The organism is Alphaproteobacteria bacterium (assembly GCA_018662925.1).
GTDB lineage: Bacteria > Pseudomonadota > Alphaproteobacteria > 16-39-46 > JABJFC01 > JABJFC01.
Genome location: JABJFC010000021.1, coordinates 47,294 through 64,946, shown reverse-complemented (window position 1 = coordinate 64,946; position 17,653 = coordinate 47,294). Strand labels below are relative to the sequence as shown.

Genomic DNA, 17,653 nt, shown 5'->3' with positions numbered 1-17,653 from the left:
TGTTGTTGAGATTAGTTTGGCTTTTTATCTTTCCTTATTAAACCCCAATAACAGGAGGACCTGGTATTTTTGTCTGGTTTGTCGCTTCTTAAAGACAACAAAAATTAACTCACTCACCTAATTTTGCAATTTGCTCTTTATTGGGGAGTTTGCTTGCTGAAATTCATAAAACTAAAGTAGGTAAAGCACTAGATTTTGACAACCGAGAAGATCAAAATTTTATAAGAAATGATGAAATATATAGAGCTCTTATTGACTTCACAGCTGCAAGATTAGAAACAGAAAAACCAGTTTATCCCAACTTATCTGCCTACAAGGACTACATAATGCACGTTTTGAATTTTGATAGTGTAAAAGACTTTAATATATATCTAAGAGAAGAATTTGAAAAGCTCCTTCAAGAAGAAAATTTGATAGGTGACGCCCAACATCAACCAAGTAGCAGCAGTTAATTAAAAGCACTGAAAGAAAACATTCTAAATATATAGCCCCGCTATTTTATAGTGGGGCTATTTTAAAATGTGTTATTAAAGATGCTTCTGAGCCGTACCCCGGATAATAAGCTTTTAAGCTTTGGGTCGTACGGTTGAGCCAATAATATTCTACTTATCCATTGGACGTCTATCTCCCCCGAAGCCGATTTGATATGGCTTTATCATAGGATTCTAGTTTTGCATAAACTTTGCCAAAGATAGTGTCTTTATTGGAGAGATTTTTTGGAGACCCGGCAGATACACCTGTTAGGGTCTCAATTGCTTCTTTGATATTTTTGGCCGTCCAGATATGAAAATTGCCTTTCTTGATATCTTGGACAAGTTCATCTTTTAGAATGATATTCTCTCGATTGGCTTCTGGCAGCAAAACCCCTTGGTCTCCTGTAAAGCCCCTAGATTTACAAGCCTTATAGAAACCTTCGATCTTTTGATTGATGCCACCAACAACTTGAGTTTGTCCCAGCTGATTGATTGAACCTGTGATGGCAATGTTTTGACGTATGGGACATCCCGAAAGAGCCGAAAGGATTGTGCAGACTTCGGCAAGAGAGGCACTGTCCCCTTCTACCTCGGAATAATTTTGTTCAAAAGTGACAAAGCAAGAAAATGACAGCGGGAATTTCTGCCCAAAGGTACCATTTAGGAATCCTTCCAATTCCAAAACCCCCTTCTGTTGAATGGGGCCACTCATTTCTACCATCCGCTCAATATTAATTACGCCATGCTCGCCCGCAGAAACTTGTGCGGATACACGGCTCGGAACCCCAAAGGAATATCCCCCTGTTTCGAGGACTGTCAGGGCATTGGCCTGACCTACAACGGATCCTTTGGTATCGATCATTAAATGACCAGAGTGTAAATCTTCTTGATACCGATCCTCAAAGCGAGCATTTCGAAGCCGCCGGCCCTCAAAGGCTTCCTTAATGTCATCAACGGAAACAGATTTCCCATTCCGCAATTTCGTATAGGTGGCTGCTTCAACAAGCAATTCTTCTACGTGCTCAAATTGAGACGTCAGCTTCTTGCGATTGGATGCCCACCGGGAAGCATGTCCCAGAAGACACTTGATGGATGAAGGATTACAGCTTAGCTCCAACTCATTTTTGGAAAATTGCTCAATAAGATGGGCATAAACGGGTAGATTCTTAGAATCAGCCAACAGCTCGCTATCAATATCCGCTTTGATTTGAAAATAGGACTGAAACTCTGGGTCCATATAGAAAAAGCTGTTGTACCACCAAGGGGCCCCCACTAGTATTATCTTTATATTCAGAGGAATAGGCTCTGGCTCTGGCGCTTCCAGAACGGGAATCCCGCTAACTCGATAAAGCTCTTCAATGCGGATCTCCCCATCCCGTAAAGCAGCCTTTAAATGGCTCCACACGTCTAAGTCGTGAGCAATTGCATCTACTCGCAAAATCAGAACGCCCCCATTGGCGCAATGGAGCGCCCCCGCATGGATCATGGTAAAATTTGTCTCGTATCCGTTGGGAGACGATTTATATTTGATGGACCCAAAAAGGTTCTCGTAGGTAGGATTGGGCTCAAGGACGACATGACCGCTTCTATCTTCACTGTGATCCACCAATAAGTTGACCGCATATCGGTCCTGAAGAGGAACCTTTTCTTTTGCTTTCTTCTCGTTGGCTTCTTCTTCCTCTAGAAACAGATGAAGATTATCCAGAATGTCTTCTTTAAGACTATCTATCCACTCCCCTATTTCACAGAATCCCGAGAAATCCGATTTCAAATCGTCAATTAAAGGCGTTATGGCAAAATTAGCCACATTCCTGCGCATATCCTCCACATAACTAGAGAGCGCCTCTCCGCCTTCCCGGGCCCGATGGGTAATTTGATTCAACTCATGCTTGATCAGTTTCCAAATGGAATCTACTTCCTTTTTTTCCGCTTCTGTTAACTGCTCATAGGATTTGGGTTCTTCCCCCTCGGGCGCCAATAATACAACCATGAGGGCGCCATCAGCACCATGTTGAAGATCTAAACCGTGGGAATTAGAAAATCTCTTCAGATTCTCCACCTCCACTTTAATCTGATCTTCCAGTTTGCCGCTCTCGCTTTGAACCTGTAGAGAGTATTCCGGTGATGTAAAGAGCCTGGGCAAGGTCTCTTTAATCTCATTTACGCTCCGCCTCAAACGCTTGCAAAATTTCTTACCGTACCCTGGCGGCAGTTCGAAAGGCCTAGGAATATGAGGCTGCTTAAAGTTATTGACATAGATCCAATCGGATCGAAGGGGAAAGTTTTTCGTATGAGCCTCTAAAAATGCCCGAGTGCTCCTCATCCGACCGCTCTTGTCATCTCCTACCACAAAAATGTTGAACTTTGACTCAGACATACGCAAACCAAACTCTAGGGCTTGGCGAGCACGCTCATGGGAGCTTAAGTGGAATAATGTCGCGTCTTGAGCACCACCCCCATCGAAACTCAGAGGGGCCTTTGTCAGCTTCTTGAAGCTAAACTTAGGGAGGCCTAAATCCTTTGCAAGAAGAGGGTTTTTGGCAATATTCTTCTGAGCTTTTACCTTTGATGTTTTCTTTTGCGTCCCTTTGATGGCCATTCCCTGCTCTTTCATTTTTTATAATATCACATTCATATTAACATCTTATGGGATGAATGAAAAACAGAGATAAAAAAATTAGGCATAAAAAAACGAGAAGAAGGGAAGGTATCTTCTTCTCGTTTTTAGATTGAGAATGGGCTAAGTACGTTCCTTGAGTTTAGATTGCTCCGCGATAAAACCCCAGTGCCCCTAGGATCTCATCTCCCTCAAAGAACAATGCCAAATTAATGACATCCTTTGAAATTAGTTCCTTTATAGCCCACACAAATCAACAAAGCAAGAAAAAAATGTATATTTTTTGCAATACAGCTAAACTGCATATGGCAGGTTTGGTGAAGTAATAGGATAAGTATGTTGAAATAATAGAACAAGTATAATAAATTAGTAAGGTAAACCCTATAAATTAAATATATAACAAAAATTAGATGTTTGCTCAATTTTTAAGTAATGCTAGAATGGTTTTTCTAGCATACTTTCTGATACAATTATTGTTGTACGAATACGAAATCATTATCCTGAAAGTCCCTATCTTCTGCCTTTTTTGTCCTTTTTTAAACTTTCTTCATAAACATGGTTGATGACGTCGTTGTGCGGACTTCTTTACTTCCCCTCTCTAAAGACTCGCACCGAGTCAATACTGCCTCATTCCGTGATCTTCGCTGCGTTGCGACGTGAGCAGTCAACCTCATTCCGTCATCTCGGCCATCGTCTTCGCTGCGTTGCGACGTGAGCAGTCAACCTCATTCCGTCATCTCGGCCATTAGGAATTCTTGGCAAGCCGATAGGCGCGCCTTATAATTTCTTATGAGCGCGAGATCCAGGAAAACAAAACAAAAACCATTGCATCGCCATTGTGAGTGGACTCAGTTCGACGTTGCACAGCAAAGCCAAACGTAACTATTCCTGTGGAGCAGACGTCTTTAAGGATAAAGCATGAAGCTTGGTTCCCATACGCCCCTGAAGGGCACCGTAAACCATTTTATGTTGTTCCACGCGCGTTTTCCCCTGGAAAGACTGGGAAACTATATGAGCAGCATAATGCTCTCCATCACCAGCAAGATCTTGTATCTGAACATCAGACCCAGGGAATGCCTCAAGAATCAAAGATTTAATCTCTTCCGGCTTCATCGCCACTAAATAAATCTCCTATAATTTTTTCCATTGGCATAGAGGGCAATAGGCCTAAACGTTCGGCAATCTCCTTATAACCATATTCAAAGTTAGACAAATTTGCGCGGACTCTGTCCTTTCCAAATTTTTCCCCCGATGCTAAATCCCAAAGTCGACAGCTGTCGGGGCTAATTTCATCGGTGATTGCCAATCGTGTTTCGTCCCATGTGCTAAAGGAAAGCCTGCCAAATTCAAGCCTAAAATCCACCAAACTGATTCCTACGCCCAGAAAAAGACCCATCAAAAAGTCATTGGTCCGCATGCTGATCGAAAGTATTTCATCTATTTCAGCAGGTGTGGCCCAACCGAAGGCAGCAATATGCTCTTCGTTTACAAGGGTGTAATCTCCATCTGGAATCTTGTAATAGAATTCTACGATCGCCCGCGGCAATGGGCTGCCTTCTTTGACGCCTAAGCGCTTTACAAAAGTTCCCGTAGCAATATTCCTTACAATGACGCGAACCGGGAGAACTTCAAGTGACTTAACCAAATGCTCACGCATATTTAATTTCTTTATAAAGTGATTTGGCACGCCTATATCTGCCAACTTTGTCATAAGAAATTCTGAGATTCGGTTATTTAAAACGCCCTTCCCAGGAATAGGCACTTGTTTGCCTTCGTGGGTCACTTCATCTTTAAAATGCTGAATCAATGTACCAGGAGCAGGCCCCTCAAAAAGAAGCTTATCATCTCCATCATGAATTGGTGAACGTGAAGCACGTTTTAACATTCTCTCTTTCCCTTCAGAACAGGACTATGATCTCTCTATAGCAACTCTTTTTTGGGGCTACAATAGAATAAAGTTTATCTCTTCGCGGCAAAATAATTTTTGAGCAGCTGACGACACCTCACTTCTTCCATTCCACCATATACTTGAGGACGATGATGGCATGTGGGCTGGTCAAAAATTCTGGCCCCATGATCCACACCACCGCCCTTAGGATCGTAAGCCCCAAAGTACAGACGGCGAATCCGAGCAAAGGAAATGGCCTGGGCACACATGGGACATGGCTCGAGGGTCACATATAAATCGCATTCCGCCAAGCGCATTTGAGCACTTTTTCGACATCCTTCCTGTATGACCAAAATTTCCGCATGGGCTATGGGATCGCGTCGCGTGCACATAAGATTATGAGCGGCAGCTATAATTTTCCCAGATTCCCCATCCACAAGAACCGCCCCAATGGGAACTTCATCGGCTTGAGCTGCCATTTCTGCTTGTTCTATTGCGAGCAGCATAGGATTCAACGGCACTTTCTTTCCTTTTCGTTGCAAAATTTAGCTAAAACCCTTAGCATTAGGGTTATGAAAACACTTAAACCCATCATCGGCCTGACATGCGATCACGTATCATCTGGTGGCTATTCTAAATACCCTTGGTACGCATTGCGAGAAAATTATTGCACGTCCATCAGCAAAATTGGTGGAATGCCTGTTCCCCTTACACATTCCTTAGACCTGGTGGACAAATATTTGGACCTGGTAGACGGCTTAATTATCACCGGGGGAGATTTTGACATCGATCCTTCCCTATTTGGTGACGATACTGTCCATCCGCGTGTTCAAATCAAAAAAGATCGTACCCTGTTCGAGCTTGCTCTGACAAAAGGCGCTTTAGAGAGGAATATGCCAATTCTGGGTATATGTGGAGGGCACCAGATCCTAAACGTTGCCCTAGGAGGCAGTCTTATTCAACATATCCCTGATGATATTCCCGAAGCACTCGCCCATGAACAACCCAATCCCCGCCACGAACCAGGCCACAGCGTCACCATAGAGCCCAATACTTTGCTAAAGTCCATTGTGCAGCAAGAAACCATCATGGTGAATAGCGCCCATCACCAGGCTGTAAAAAGCCCGGGAAATTCTCTGATTGTGAATGCCTATGCCACTGATGGGGTCATCGAGGGAATCGAGGAACCAAAATATGAGTTCTGTCTGGGTGTTCAGTGGCACCCTGAATATGAAATATCTCCTGCAGATAACAAAATTTTCGCACATCTCGTGAAAGCTTCAAGCTAGTCTATGAGCACCCAACAAGCGACTTCCTCTATGCGAATTGCAAAGGCTATCGCCCATGCCGGCTTGTGCTCGCGTCGAGAAGCCGAAGCGTGGATTTTGCAAGGAAGAATTGCCGTCAATGGAAAGGTCCTAGAATCCCCCGCATTTTGCGTCACCGAATCAGATACCGTTACTGTTGATGGAGAGCCTCTTCCAAAAAAGGAACCCATCCGTTTGTGGAAATTTCATAAACCCACGGATCTTGTGACAACCCATAAAGATCCTCAAGGACGTAGCACCGTATTTGAGTACATACAATCCCATCATCCAAACCTTCCTCGTGTTATTTCCGTTGGGCGGCTGGACTTGGCCACAGAAGGGCTTTTGTTGTTAACGAATGATGGTTCCTTGGCCCGGCATTTAGAGCTCCCCACCACAGGATGGCGGCGGCAATATCGCGTCCGCGTTTACGGTCATATCAACGAGAAGGCCCTCAAAGACCTGCAAAAAGGCATCACAGTCGACGGCATTCGTTATGCTCCCATCCAAGCCGCCATAGACCGAAAAACGGGAAAAAACTCGTGGATTATGCTTACGCTTACAGAGGGGAAAAATAGGGAAATTAGAAAGATTTTAGCCCATTTGGACCTCATGGTAAGTCGGCTCATTCGCCTTTCCTATGGTCCCTTTCACTTGGGAAATTTAGACAAGGGCAAGCTTCAAGAAATCCCTCAACGTATATTAAAGGAGCAACTGGGGTCAAAATTCCCCATAGGCTGAAAGCAAAAATAATGGCTTCAATTCGCATCATTAGTGGTTCACATCGTGGGAGAGTTTTAAAGATTCCTCCCGCAAGTATCACGCGCCCTGCTATGGATCGTGTGCGAGAATCTGTGTTTAATATTATTGCTCATCAGGTCGATCCTCTCTCAGGAAAAAACATCCTTGAAAACGCACATGTATTGGATGCCTTTGCTGGTTCTGGGTCCATGGGATTTGAAGCTCTTTCCAGAGGAGCCTCTCACGTTACCTTTATGGAAAACAATTCAAAAGCCCTCAGCGTCCTGAAGGAAAACACAGCCCTTCTTAGGGCTGAAAAGCAGGTTTCTGTTCTTGCCTCGGATGCAACACACCCGCCCCACCCTACGCAACCTTGCACCTTGATATTCATCGACCCCCCTTATGGAAAAGATCTGGTGCTCCCCTGTTTACAGGCCCTGGATGAGATGGGCTGGATCTTTGAGGATACGCTTATCGTCTGCGAAATTGCGAGCAAAGAAAAACTCATTTTGCCGGCAACGTTTCATTTGGAAGAAGAAAGATCATATGGAACAGCAAAAATCGTCTTTATAAAGCCGTCATGAATAAGAAATTATAAAAAGTGGAGCGGGCGAGGAGAATCGAACTCCCGTCTTAAGCTTGGGAAGCTTCTACTCTACCATTGAGCTACGCCCGCTTTAACACACTTATATTATTACTAGATTTCATAAACAAGTCAGGTTGTTGAAAAAAATCCGTTGGGACCCCTTCAATGATCTTGAAAACTTTAAAAAGGGCTGATAGCGTGCGAGTAATTCAGATAGTTTTTCAGTGAGTCACAGGAAAAAATATGAAGATAAAAAATATTCTTCGAATTTACATACTTTTATACTTCGCTTTATTTGCCTGGGAAGCGCAAGCATCCTCAGAGACTGAAAATGTAGAATTGATCACATATCCTGAGAATGCTTTTTCAAAAATTGAGAAAGTAATTAGGCAAGCCCGTAAATCCATAGATATCTACGCCTATCATTTAAAACACCTCAAGGTAGTAGATCTTCTTATTCAGAAAAAAAGAGAAAATGTAAGCATAAGAGTTATTGCTGAACACGATCAGTACAAGCATGCTTTCAATAAAGAATCATCCACAGAGGCATACAGCAAGCTTGCAAATGCAGGTATCCCCATTCACCAAAAACCGAAATACTATAGAAAGAATCACCCAACGGGGCATTTTCATGCAAAATTTATTCTCGTCGACAATGAAACATTGCTTTTAACAAGTGGAGGATTCGATGGAATGACTTTTGACGTTTGCCGAGATTTAGGGGTTATTCTCCATCAGAAAGATTACAGTACAGAACTGCGTGAAGCTCACAATCTATTCCTAGCCGATTGGGTAAATCAGCCCTACAGAAACAGTTCGGATTCTTCTAGGCTTATTATTGGCCCCGAAGGTCAGAAGGAAATATTTCATAATTTTCTGCGCTCTGCCAAGAAAAGCCTACATGTCTACCAACAATATCTTAACGATGAGATGACACTAAAGATTCTTGCGAATGCTGTCAAAAAAGGCATCAAAGTCCAGGTGCTTATGATGCCTTTTCCCACCAGCTATGCCACTGATCCAAATTTTGAAGCACAAAACACCATGGCGAAGGCTAACGTTGATGTAAGATTGAATACCAACCACTACGTTCACACCAAGCTTATCATTGTGGATGAGAAAGAAGCTATAATCGGATCCGCGAGTCTCTCTAAAATATCTTTAGACGAAAACAGAGAGATCAGTTTTGCGTTGTCAGGCAAAATTGTAACGGAACTTTTGGACTTCTTCCAGAAAGACTGGAATAAGGCCCACTCCTTAGACAAGGGACGTACCCTGGCCCTTAAAAATAAAACCGACTGGAATCGCACTTTTAATAGCTAAAGCTTACTTTTCACTTGCCAACCTCGTAAGTGGAAATGTATGTTTCCAACAGCCTGTGGGGTCATAGCTCAGCTGGGAGAGCGCTACAATGGCATTGTAGAGGTCCGGGGTTCGATCCCCCGTGACTCCACCAACCTACGCTCTTACGAGCTTCGGTTGGCAGGCCACCCTCTTGGGTGGGCGACGACCGGAATCGTTAGAGATAGGTTGTCCGCCATAGCCTTGGCGAAGGCGAGCTAGAACAGCTTCCCATACTTTTTTTCTACGCCCTTCGGGCTACGCGTGGCGCAGCCAAGGGTAGGCCGATTAGGCCGAAGCAGTGGCCGGCGTAGCTGAAAGCGAAGACGGACTGGAGTTTCAACTGTGCTATGTGCACGCCCTTCGGGCTACGCGTGGCGCAAGGGTAGGCCGATTAGGCCGAAGCAGTGGCCGGCGTAGCCGAAAGCGAAGGCAAAAAAAAGCACATTTCATACCCGTGGGAAAAGCTGCATGTCTTCTTGGATCAATGCCTTAAAATCGTCAGAACAACTTCTCAATTCAATTCTCAGCTCCATACCCTCTCTCGCATTAATGCACTTCCCTACCCACTTGATACAATAAAAAAATCTCTCTATCCCCCTCAATCGCCCCCGGTCATGGGAACAAATCGAACGGGGAGCAAGACTTGGCGAACTAAGCCCTCTTTGGTCTTGGTAATACGCACGAGCTCTTGAATATTCTTTCCAATGGGCGCAATAAGACGGCCTCCAACTTTGAGTTGATCAAGCAATGCCTGGGGAACTTCCTCTGGAGCAGCCGTCAAAAGGATCGCATCATAGGGAGCCTCTGAGGGCCACCCCTTGTAGCCATCGCCAATTCTTACATGAACGTTGCTATAGTGTAGTTCCTTGAGAAGGCTCTGGGCCCTTTTGCCCAGCGGCTCTACGATTTCAATGGTAAAGACTTCCTGGCAGAGTTGAGACAGAATCGCTGCCTGATATCCAGATCCTGTTCCGATTTCAAGCACCTTGCTTTCTGGTGTTAATTGGGCCGCCTGGGTCATAAAGGCAACAATATAGGGCTGAGAGATTGTCTGCTCCCAACCGATGGGAAGCGGGCCATCTCGATAAGCCAAATGCTGGACTTCCTCGGGAATAAAAAGATGCTGAGGCGTTTCTCCCATGACCTTCAAAACAGTCGGATCTAAAATATCTCGGCTTGCCAATTGCAACTCAACCATCTGGTTGCGAAACATTTGGGCGTCACTTTCCTTCATAAGGGCTCCCTTTCCGTGCCCTATGAGAGTACACTGAAACAGGAGCAAAAGAAAAAGACTTTTGAGCAAACATCTCATCATTGGATTTCAAGAACGCCTGACCCTTGTATCGCATCATTTTTCAGAGCAATAAGAGCCTCATTTGCCGTCTCCATGGAGAAGACTTCGATCTCAGGCTTGATTCCAATTTTAGCAGCCTCTTTAAGAAATAGCTCTCCATCGCTGCGGGTATAGTTGGTGACACTGCGGATTATCCGCTCATCGTATATTAGTTCGTACTTAAGAGACGGTATATCTGACATATAGATCCCGCCCAGAACAATTGTGCCCCCCTTGTTTAAGCCCTGAAGAGCAATGGGAACAACTTTCCCCGACGGTGCAAAAATAATTGCCGCGTCTAATTTATCGGGGGGGATATCTCCTTCTCCTCCCACCCAATGGGCGCCCATCTGTTCTGCCAGAGCTTGGTGCTTTTTTTTATCACGGGTCGATACATAGACGTCTGCACCCCAGTCTTTCAAAATTTGAAGACAAATATGTCCTGCTGATCCAAAGCCGTATAATCCCACACGAGCCCCTTTCCATTGATCGATGCCCGTAAGTCGCAATGCGCGATAACCAATGATCCCTGCACAAAGAAGTGGGGCCGCATTTAAGTCATCATATTGTTTTGGAATTGGATAGCTTGTCCCAACGGGAACCACAATCTCTTCGGCAAAGCCTCCGCTGGTTGTCCAACCAGTATACTGAATGGAATCACAAAGATTTTCTCGACCAGTTATGCAAAAATTACACACCCCACAAACTTGGTTAACCCAAGCCACCCCGACGCGATCCCCAATTTTATATTCAGTGACGCCATTTCCGATTTCAGTCACGGCACCCACGATCTGATGCCCTGGAATGGTGGGATTCCTTTTCATGGGAAGATCCCCCTCGACGATATGCAAGTCGGTCCGACATACTCCACAGGCGTGTATGCGAATACGAATTTCATTAGCCCAGACAACTGGTGTATGCACCTCCTCGATCACCAATGGCTTGGTCTCAATGGGAGCTTGTTTATGTAACACACACGCCTTCATGAAATCCCCACTTATTGCATTCTAATTTCCATTATACTACAAAGAGAAGCTGTGATCTGCCTATTTTTTAGTCAATACTCTGGAAACTGCCATGCACACTCTCAAAATTCCTTTTGAAACTCGGGCCCTGAACCACCTCCAATCCCTTTCTGAGCAATTAGAAGAACAGCTTGGAGAGAAGGCCGATGTGGATTTCCACGAGGGTATATTAACGATCGAATTTGAGAACGGTGACCAGTATTTGCTGAATCTCCATAAACCCACACAACAAATTTGGCTCTCATCCCCCAAAAGCGGCGCTCATCATTTTTCCTGGAATGAAACGGGTGATCGCTGGGTTTCGACGCGCGACACCACGGTGCTAAAAGAACTTCTCAAATCGGAACTACAATAAACCGCCCTATTTTAGGCTGCAATTTCAACAACAACCTTGACCTCACCCACGACACACACTATACGAAACAAAGGTGGCCGGGTGGCAGAGTGGTTATGCAGAGGACTGCAAATCCTTGTACGTCGGTTCGATTCCGGTCCCGGCCTCCAGACTGGCTTACTGTGTCACTTTCCTTAAAAATCCCACACCCAATAGAGAGATGCTCGCAAAAATTGCACTGGAGATGAACGTGTAGGCTGGACCATAGAAATCCCATATGACACCCGCCCCCCAACTTGAGATCAGGTGAAGAATGCCATTTACGAAATAAAAGAATCCAAAAGCTGTGGCTCTTAGTTTCTCTGGCGACCGATCAGCCACCATGGTCATCAAGAGACTCTGACTCATCCCAATTTGCGCACCCCACAGGGCCACACCGATGAATGCCACCCAAATTGTCGTTGCAAATGCCAGAGTCAAATTTGAAAGCACAAGAACCCCAAAACTTATGCCCAAAAGTATTCGGCGATCAAAGCGATCTGACAATACGCCTGCTGGATATGCACTTAACGAATTGAATAGATTCATGACTAACATGACGAGGGATATGTATACCAAGCTAACGCCCAGCCCCTTCACCCTTAAGATAAGAAAAGCCTCAGAAAATCTGGCGAGCATAAACATCGAGGCAACAACAATAAGCCCCCAATAATCCCCACTAAAAGAGTGAAGGTCACGCCACTGAAGTTTACCTCTGGGCCCTTTTATTTCCTTCCCCTGAGCCTTGGCATGGAGAAGGGGGTCTTTCACCATAAAGAACAGAAGGACAGATCCTATAAGAGCCGGAACACAGGCGGCCCAGAAAACCGCATAAAAGTCATCGTCGGTGAAATACATAATGGGGATAACCACCAGGGCTCCAGCAAAAGACCCCACAACGGTCAGAGCATGGCGCAAGCCATAGCACTCACCCTTGATCTCCTTCGGCGCAATATCGCCCACGAGAGCATCTCGAGGCGCTGCCTGTAATCCATTGCTCAGTCGATCCGTTAATCTCCCAGCAAAAAAACCACCCACGCTCGCAGAAAGAGCAACCATTATACGTGAGATAAAGGCAAGTCCGTAGGCAAAACCCAAAAGCAACTTGCGTCGTCGCAGATAGTCACTTAGGACGCCAGAAAAAATACGACTGGTCAGGGCAACGGCCTCAACCACTCCATCCAAAAGCCCCATGACCGCCGCACTTGCCCCTAGCACGGATGTTAAGAAAATGGCGGAAAGGCTATACACCATGACCATGGAAACATTGATAAATAGATTTGAAAGTCCTATTCCCCATATGCCTTGTGGAATATGGAGCATCCCAGTCCGTTTCTTTGACTCCGGCTTGACGGCAATCGTCATGAATCATTCCCCAGATACTTAAAGGAAATCATATAAAAAATTCCTCAATTTACTTGGTGCCCCCGGGGAGAGTCGAACTCCCACTCCCTTGCGGGAAATAGATTTTGAGTCTACCGCGTCTACCAGTTCCGCCACAGGGGCAAATTTATCCTCGAGCATGATACCCATTGCCAAAGGAAGGTCAATGCTTTTATACAGAAATTCGGTAAGGATGTGTTTTAAGTCAATATTTGAGCTAAAAATTTAGCACTTTTGCACAACGTTATCCGGATACATTCTTTTGGATCTCACGGAAGAACATACAATCTTATTAATTGCAAAAGAAAGTTCTGGATGAGTGCAAAAATGCCTATTAAAGACCCAGTTCAAAACTCCATACACTATCCAAAACTCTCTTCATGTTCCATCAATTTTAGGCTGCTTTTTACAGTCTCAAGAGTCCCTTTGCGGCATTGAACACCTTTATAAAAGGTCTTGAATAGATTGCGAGATCCTTCCTTCTCACCTTCCAAGTATAATTGCTGTTCGCTGGCTCATAGCCCATTGCAGCAGCCTTTCTTAGTGAAGGCATAGCTTCTGAATTGAGAAGATCTGTATCTCTTTTCTTTTCAGAATTAAAATCCAAGTTATTGAAAATAGCGCTGCTCAGCATCATCCGAGCCTTCATAAATGGCGCTCTAGGATCCACGTTTTCTATCATCTCAAAGAGCGATTCAGCCAATCCATAATTTTTCGGAGAAAAGATTCCTTTACGATTTAAATAAGCATAGGTAAAGGCCGCAGGCGCAAACCCTTTTGAAGCAGGTTTTCTTAAATATTCCATTATATACTCACCCAGCTCTCCCTTATGACCGTGGTTGCTTTCTTGCCGCATGTACACTAAAGCCAAGTTATATGAAGCTACGGCACTTTTCGTAACAATGCTTTTTAAATGCCTTTCAACCTCTACTAAAAGGTTACTCGCTCTTTCGAAAAGTAGACTTTTTAGTGCCTTTTCTGGATTTTTCTCTTCAAGAAGAGACGTCATATAGTTTACAACTCTGTTCTTTGCATCTGATCCCATATTTACGATTTCAGTAACATCACCTTCCTTAACAGCAGTTACGAACTGACTTAACTTTTGCCGTGTAAAAAGGTTTTTGAACTTCCTACTCCCAATCTGCTCAAATAGGTCCATAGCCTCATTGTATTTTTCTACCGCCAAATTATTAGTATTTGCCGTAACTTTATCGTAAGTAGGCTTAGATCCTATAAAGAAATTCTCAGGTCTAATTTTTGCTCCCCTGTTGGTTATGGTACGTAATTTTTTATCAACAGAAGTAAGATTTGATTCCTTATAATATGCTTCATTGTCTAACATTAGATGTCCTGAAGTGTGAATTAGTTCAGAAAATTCGAAGGCATTAGATAATTTTCTATTTCTTAAAAACCTATATATTTTAGATACAGAGCCAACCCTCTTAAAATAATTGGGCGTTAAGGTTACTTTTTCCGGATCCATTTTTTTTTTCGCAGAAACAGCTTTCCCTGTATGTCTATCAGACAAACCTTCTGCATCTCCAAGTATCCCAGCTACATCTCCTAAGACGTCAAACACTCCGTCAGCCCAAACCGAATTCATCTGCATTGTCCCCATCAGAGATAGGGCTACAACCGTAGCTATCTGTTTTATATTCATGATTACCTTCCTGAATTACCTTCCCAATTTTACCTTCCGACTCTCAATCTACTCTTCTAAAGTCTTTTTAGGCTTTAGATCGTCCTGTTAGTCTCCGACACACAACCAACCATTTTAGGCCTGAAATCGTCCTGTTAGTGCCCGATGCGCAGCCCATATATTTAGCCATTTCTCAAAGTTTGAATTTCAAAGAATGTCAAAGTCACCCTACTCAATCATAGTACCTTCGCCTCCCAGACTTTAGTTTTAAAACCCTGCTATTCCTCCAAAAGGCCCTACTACCCCGCCCGGATCCATCACACTACCCAATTTTTTTCCCCCAACCCCAGAAGAAGTTCTGGTTAATTCCTTTAAAAGGGGGCCTGCTGTTGGATCATTTGCGGCAACAGCGTGACGATAGAATTGTGCCGCTAGAAACGTATCTCGATCTAAACCAAATAAACCCTTTTCATATGCGAATCCAAGAAATGTTAGAGCCTCTACTACACCATCACCCGCAAGAGACATGGCCTCTGAAATCACATCACCCGTAATCGAAGCACCGTTCAAATGGGCTCTCGCCTTAAACTTAACTAAATTCATCCGTGCCAGCGAACTGCCCGACGCATTGGCTCTTTTTAGCTCTTCTTCACTACGGCTATGAAAATGTGCAACTGTAGTGGTAAGCCCCTCTTTAAGTTCATCCCCTGAGCCCTCAGCAACTTTTGAAAGGGCTTTTATTTCTTTTCTAAAGGTGTCTGGATCAAGCTGGCTTAACTTTGTTCCATTCCGGAGCTCAGCAATGACTTCATTTAGCATTTTCCGAGCTTCATCCGTATCCTTAACTTCCAAAACAGGACCCACCGTATCAGCGAGACCAATTGCTACCATGGCACGCCGAGTTGCCTTGATGGCCTTTGGTGATAAATTTTCCGAAACGCTTGTGCCTTCAATGGCTTCTTTAGGTGTTAGGGTGAGCACGTCATTTGAGATGGATAACGAAATTGGCCTGAGGGCAGAAGCTGACTCATCATTAAGTCTAATCCCAAACAGCCCAGAAAACTTTCTAACAATTCTATTTTTCGCCGACGAGAACATACGTGCTACTAAATTTCTTTTAGAAGCTTTTTGAGGCTTCACATTTTGTTCCTCAGCATCTAGCACTTCCGATTTTGCACATGCATCACCGGCTAAGCAGCTTCCAAAAATTGTTAAAATGGCAAATGACGACACCATATAGCCTAGTGGCTTTTTCATTATTATTCTCCCAGACATTTAGTATTCATATTATGAACGACACATTCTTATTAAGTCAAAGTAAATATCGTTATCTCTTGTATTCAAAGTAAAAATTTAACTTTTTAACCGTTCAACAATCCTAAGTTAGAAGTTGAACTTTCCTGCCAGAAAGAGACGGGGTTTTCACCTCCGCCTCTCTCCCGTAGGGATTATTCTACTTAAGATTCTTATGGTATTGGAAGCGGTGGCAATGGAATCGGAAGAGCTGCACCTACAACAAGCTCAGCCGCCGTTAATCCTACCAAGCTTGCGCTCCCAAGAATCTTCAACCATTTTAGAACCCTTTCATTTCTTAGTGTGGTTCTTTGGTCCTTAAGAGCATGGGCGTTTCCTAATCCTGCTGCCCGATACAAATCGGATTTCCCTTCTACAAACTTGCCCCTCACTTGGTGTCTACTTTCCAAGGCATTTTTGTCGTTAGGAAGCATTGCCCAATACATACTGGCGAGATTTTCATTTCTATCCTCACCCCACCAACCAAACCTGTAGACCTGACCAAGCATGCTCACTGCAGGAGAAAACTTTTGCTGAGAAAGTGACTTGAGAACAGCCACTAAAATAGTTCCCGCCTCAGCATCATTTTTATCCACCAAAGGAGCTAAAAGTTGAAACAAGTTAAACGTAGCGACCACATTTCCTGACTGAACAGATTTGACAAGCTCTTTATCTGCAGGGTCAAATAGTTCTTCTGCTGATTCTCTTAAGCTGAGCCTGATTTCGGTTTTGTATCTCTTGTTAAATTCTTTTGCAGACAGTCGTGACCACTCCAGAAGTTGTGCTCTTATGACATCACCTCTACTGCCTTCAAGTGCTTCGAAGCTTGCCCACTTACCCCTATCTTCCACGATCCGAAGTAATTTCTTGCGAGCTTTTTTAGCATCTTTCGTATTAAAGACACGTGCCAATTCTTGCGCATCTTCAATCATTATGCGCGCTGCATTGTTTTCTCTGGCTGATTCTTGGTCAAAATCAGGCGTTTTCACACGTTGAGACTTAACAAACATATCAATTGGAGATATTCCTGCTGTTCCTGTCAGAGCACCCACTGAGTTAAGACGAGCTATTTCGTCCATTGCATCATTTCCAAGAAAATCTGCAAAGTAATAATAATCCTGACGGTCAACCATTAAACCCTCAGTTCTATCGCCAATTTTTTTTCTGTAGGTACTCGAAGCATCAGGATTTGCGAGCCAATAATTTTTGACTTGATCCATCGTTCTTTTGTCAACTTTATTAGGTGCCTTCTTAGCCAATTTCGATTCTACTTCTGTAACTGAATCAACTGCTCTCATAAGACGTGCCGTGTAATCCTCTGCCATTACCCCCTTACCAACGAAATCGGAGTTTCCAGAACCCTCGTATTCAAAACTAGGTATTTCGTCCACAACTCCTTTAATACGTGTGGATACTGTATTTGTATTACTGAAAGCATCATTCGCTGCCCCCAAACCAACCGTTGCCAAGTCAGCAGAGACCCACGCATTTGCCTCAAAACTAGACATTAAACCTATGCTGGTTATAACTGCGAATACGGAAAGGACGTTTTTAAGTGATTTTTTCATTATTATTCTCCCAGACTTTTTTTACAACTCTACGCATTGCATGTTTATAACACTATGCGCAACAATTGCATTTATACTAATTG

16 protein-coding genes and 4 tRNA genes are annotated in these 17,653 nt (G+C 43.9%); 8 read left to right on the top strand and 12 right to left on the bottom strand.

Annotated elements, in window-relative coordinates; translation table 11 throughout:
- Positions 1–149: 149 nt before the first annotated feature.
- The gene (locus tag HOL16_01635; GenBank protein MBT5389394.1) at positions 150–452 is read left to right on the top strand and encodes a hypothetical protein; all 303 of its coding nucleotides are present in this window, start codon (positions 150–152) and stop codon (positions 450–452) included.
- Positions 453–621: 169 nt separating this feature from the next.
- Here the strand turns inward: HOL16_01635 and HOL16_01630 are convergent, their stop codons facing one another.
- The 4 genes from HOL16_01630 to HOL16_01615 all read right to left on the bottom strand — a co-directional run bounded on the left by HOL16_01630 (position 622) and on the right by HOL16_01615 (position 5,484).
- A complete protein-coding gene (locus tag HOL16_01630; GenBank protein MBT5389393.1) occupies positions 622–3,072 on the bottom strand; it encodes an AAA family ATPase in 2,451 nt (816 codons plus the stop codon).
- Between the two features lie 900 nt (positions 3,073–3,972).
- Complete coding sequence (locus HOL16_01625; GenBank protein MBT5389392.1) at positions 3,973–4,203, bottom strand: BolA family transcriptional regulator; 231 nt, start codon at positions 4,201–4,203, stop codon at positions 3,973–3,975.
- Positions 4,184–4,975, bottom strand: a complete 792-nt coding sequence (locus HOL16_01620; protein ID MBT5389391.1) for a phosphoribosylaminoimidazolesuccinocarboxamide synthase — start codon at positions 4,973–4,975, stop codon at positions 4,184–4,186. Before HOL16_01620 ends, HOL16_01625 begins: the two co-directional genes overlap by 20 nt.
- Before the next feature lie 74 nt (positions 4,976–5,049).
- Complete coding sequence (locus HOL16_01615; protein MBT5389390.1) at positions 5,050–5,484, bottom strand: nucleoside deaminase; 435 nt, start codon at positions 5,482–5,484, stop codon at positions 5,050–5,052.
- A gap of 66 nt (positions 5,485–5,550) precedes the next feature.
- On the opposite strand from HOL16_01615, the gene HOL16_01610 reads away from it, so the two are divergent.
- From HOL16_01610 to rsmD, 3 genes are read left to right on the top strand one after another with little or no spacing between them, the layout of a single operon-like run.
- Positions 5,551–6,267: a gamma-glutamyl-gamma-aminobutyrate hydrolase family protein gene (locus HOL16_01610; protein ID MBT5389389.1), complete on the top strand. Its 717-nt coding sequence runs from the start codon at positions 5,551–5,553 to the stop codon at positions 6,265–6,267.
- Positions 6,268–6,270: 3 nt separating this feature from the next.
- On the top strand, positions 6,271–7,026 hold the full coding sequence (locus HOL16_01605; GenBank protein ID MBT5389388.1) for an rRNA pseudouridine synthase: 756 nt from the start codon (positions 6,271–6,273) through the stop codon (positions 7,024–7,026).
- An 11-nt stretch (positions 7,027–7,037) separates the two neighbouring features.
- Entirely contained in the window at positions 7,038–7,610 is a 573-nt protein-coding gene (gene rsmD / locus HOL16_01600) for a 16S rRNA (guanine(966)-N(2))-methyltransferase RsmD (GenBank protein ID MBT5389387.1), read from the top strand.
- 18 nt (positions 7,611–7,628) lie between these two features.
- Here rsmD and HOL16_01595 read toward each other — a convergent pair.
- Positions 7,629–7,702: transfer RNA gene (locus tag HOL16_01595), tRNA-Gly, on the bottom strand.
- Positions 7,703–7,855: 153 nt separating this feature from the next.
- Here HOL16_01595 and HOL16_01590 point away from each other — a divergent pair.
- Together HOL16_01590 and HOL16_01585 are read left to right on the top strand one after the other, a co-directional pair.
- Positions 7,856–8,935, top strand: a complete 1,080-nt coding sequence (locus HOL16_01590; GenBank protein ID MBT5389386.1) for a hypothetical protein — start codon at positions 7,856–7,858, stop codon at positions 8,933–8,935.
- A gap of 57 nt (positions 8,936–8,992) precedes the next feature.
- A tRNA-Ala gene (locus HOL16_01585) sits at positions 8,993–9,068 on the top strand.
- A gap of 486 nt (positions 9,069–9,554) precedes the next feature.
- Here HOL16_01585 and HOL16_01580 read toward each other — a convergent pair.
- Together HOL16_01580 and HOL16_01575 are read right to left on the bottom strand one after the other, a co-directional pair.
- Complete coding sequence (locus HOL16_01580; protein ID MBT5389385.1) at positions 9,555–10,268, bottom strand: protein-L-isoaspartate(D-aspartate) O-methyltransferase; 714 nt, start codon at positions 10,266–10,268, stop codon at positions 9,555–9,557.
- A complete protein-coding gene (locus HOL16_01575; GenBank protein ID MBT5389384.1) occupies positions 10,268–11,275 on the bottom strand; it encodes a zinc-dependent alcohol dehydrogenase family protein in 1,008 nt (335 codons plus the stop codon). Before HOL16_01575 ends, HOL16_01580 begins: the two co-directional genes overlap by 1 nt.
- 91 nt (positions 11,276–11,366) lie before the next feature.
- Here HOL16_01575 and cyaY point away from each other — a divergent pair, with 91 nt between their 5' ends.
- Both cyaY and HOL16_01565 read left to right on the top strand, forming a co-directional pair.
- Positions 11,367–11,669 (top strand): iron donor protein CyaY, encoded by a 303-nt coding sequence (gene cyaY, locus HOL16_01570; protein MBT5389383.1) that lies wholly within the window; start codon positions 11,367–11,369, stop codon positions 11,667–11,669.
- A 75-nt stretch (positions 11,670–11,744) separates the two neighbouring features.
- Positions 11,745–11,818: transfer RNA gene (locus tag HOL16_01565), tRNA-Cys, on the top strand.
- Between the two features lie 7 nt (positions 11,819–11,825).
- Here the strand turns inward: HOL16_01565 and HOL16_01560 are convergent.
- From HOL16_01560 to HOL16_01540, 5 genes are all read right to left on the bottom strand, one after another.
- Positions 11,826–13,052, bottom strand: a complete 1,227-nt coding sequence (locus HOL16_01560; GenBank protein MBT5389382.1) for an MFS transporter — start codon at positions 13,050–13,052, stop codon at positions 11,826–11,828.
- Positions 13,053–13,106: 54 nt separating this feature from the next.
- Positions 13,107–13,193, bottom strand: a tRNA-Leu gene (locus HOL16_01555).
- Between the two features lie 283 nt (positions 13,194–13,476).
- Positions 13,477–14,730 (bottom strand): sel1 repeat family protein, encoded by a 1,254-nt coding sequence (locus HOL16_01550; protein MBT5389381.1) that lies wholly within the window; start codon positions 14,728–14,730, stop codon positions 13,477–13,479.
- Positions 14,731–14,976: 246 nt separating this feature from the next.
- Complete coding sequence (locus HOL16_01545; protein MBT5389380.1) at positions 14,977–15,966, bottom strand: hypothetical protein; 990 nt, start codon at positions 15,964–15,966, stop codon at positions 14,977–14,979.
- 209 nt (positions 15,967–16,175) lie between these two features.
- The gene (locus tag HOL16_01540) at positions 16,176–17,570 is read right to left on the bottom strand and encodes a hypothetical protein (protein MBT5389379.1); all 1,395 of its coding nucleotides are present in this window, start codon (positions 17,568–17,570) and stop codon (positions 16,176–16,178) included.
- Between the last annotated feature and the right edge of the window lie 83 nt (positions 17,571–17,653).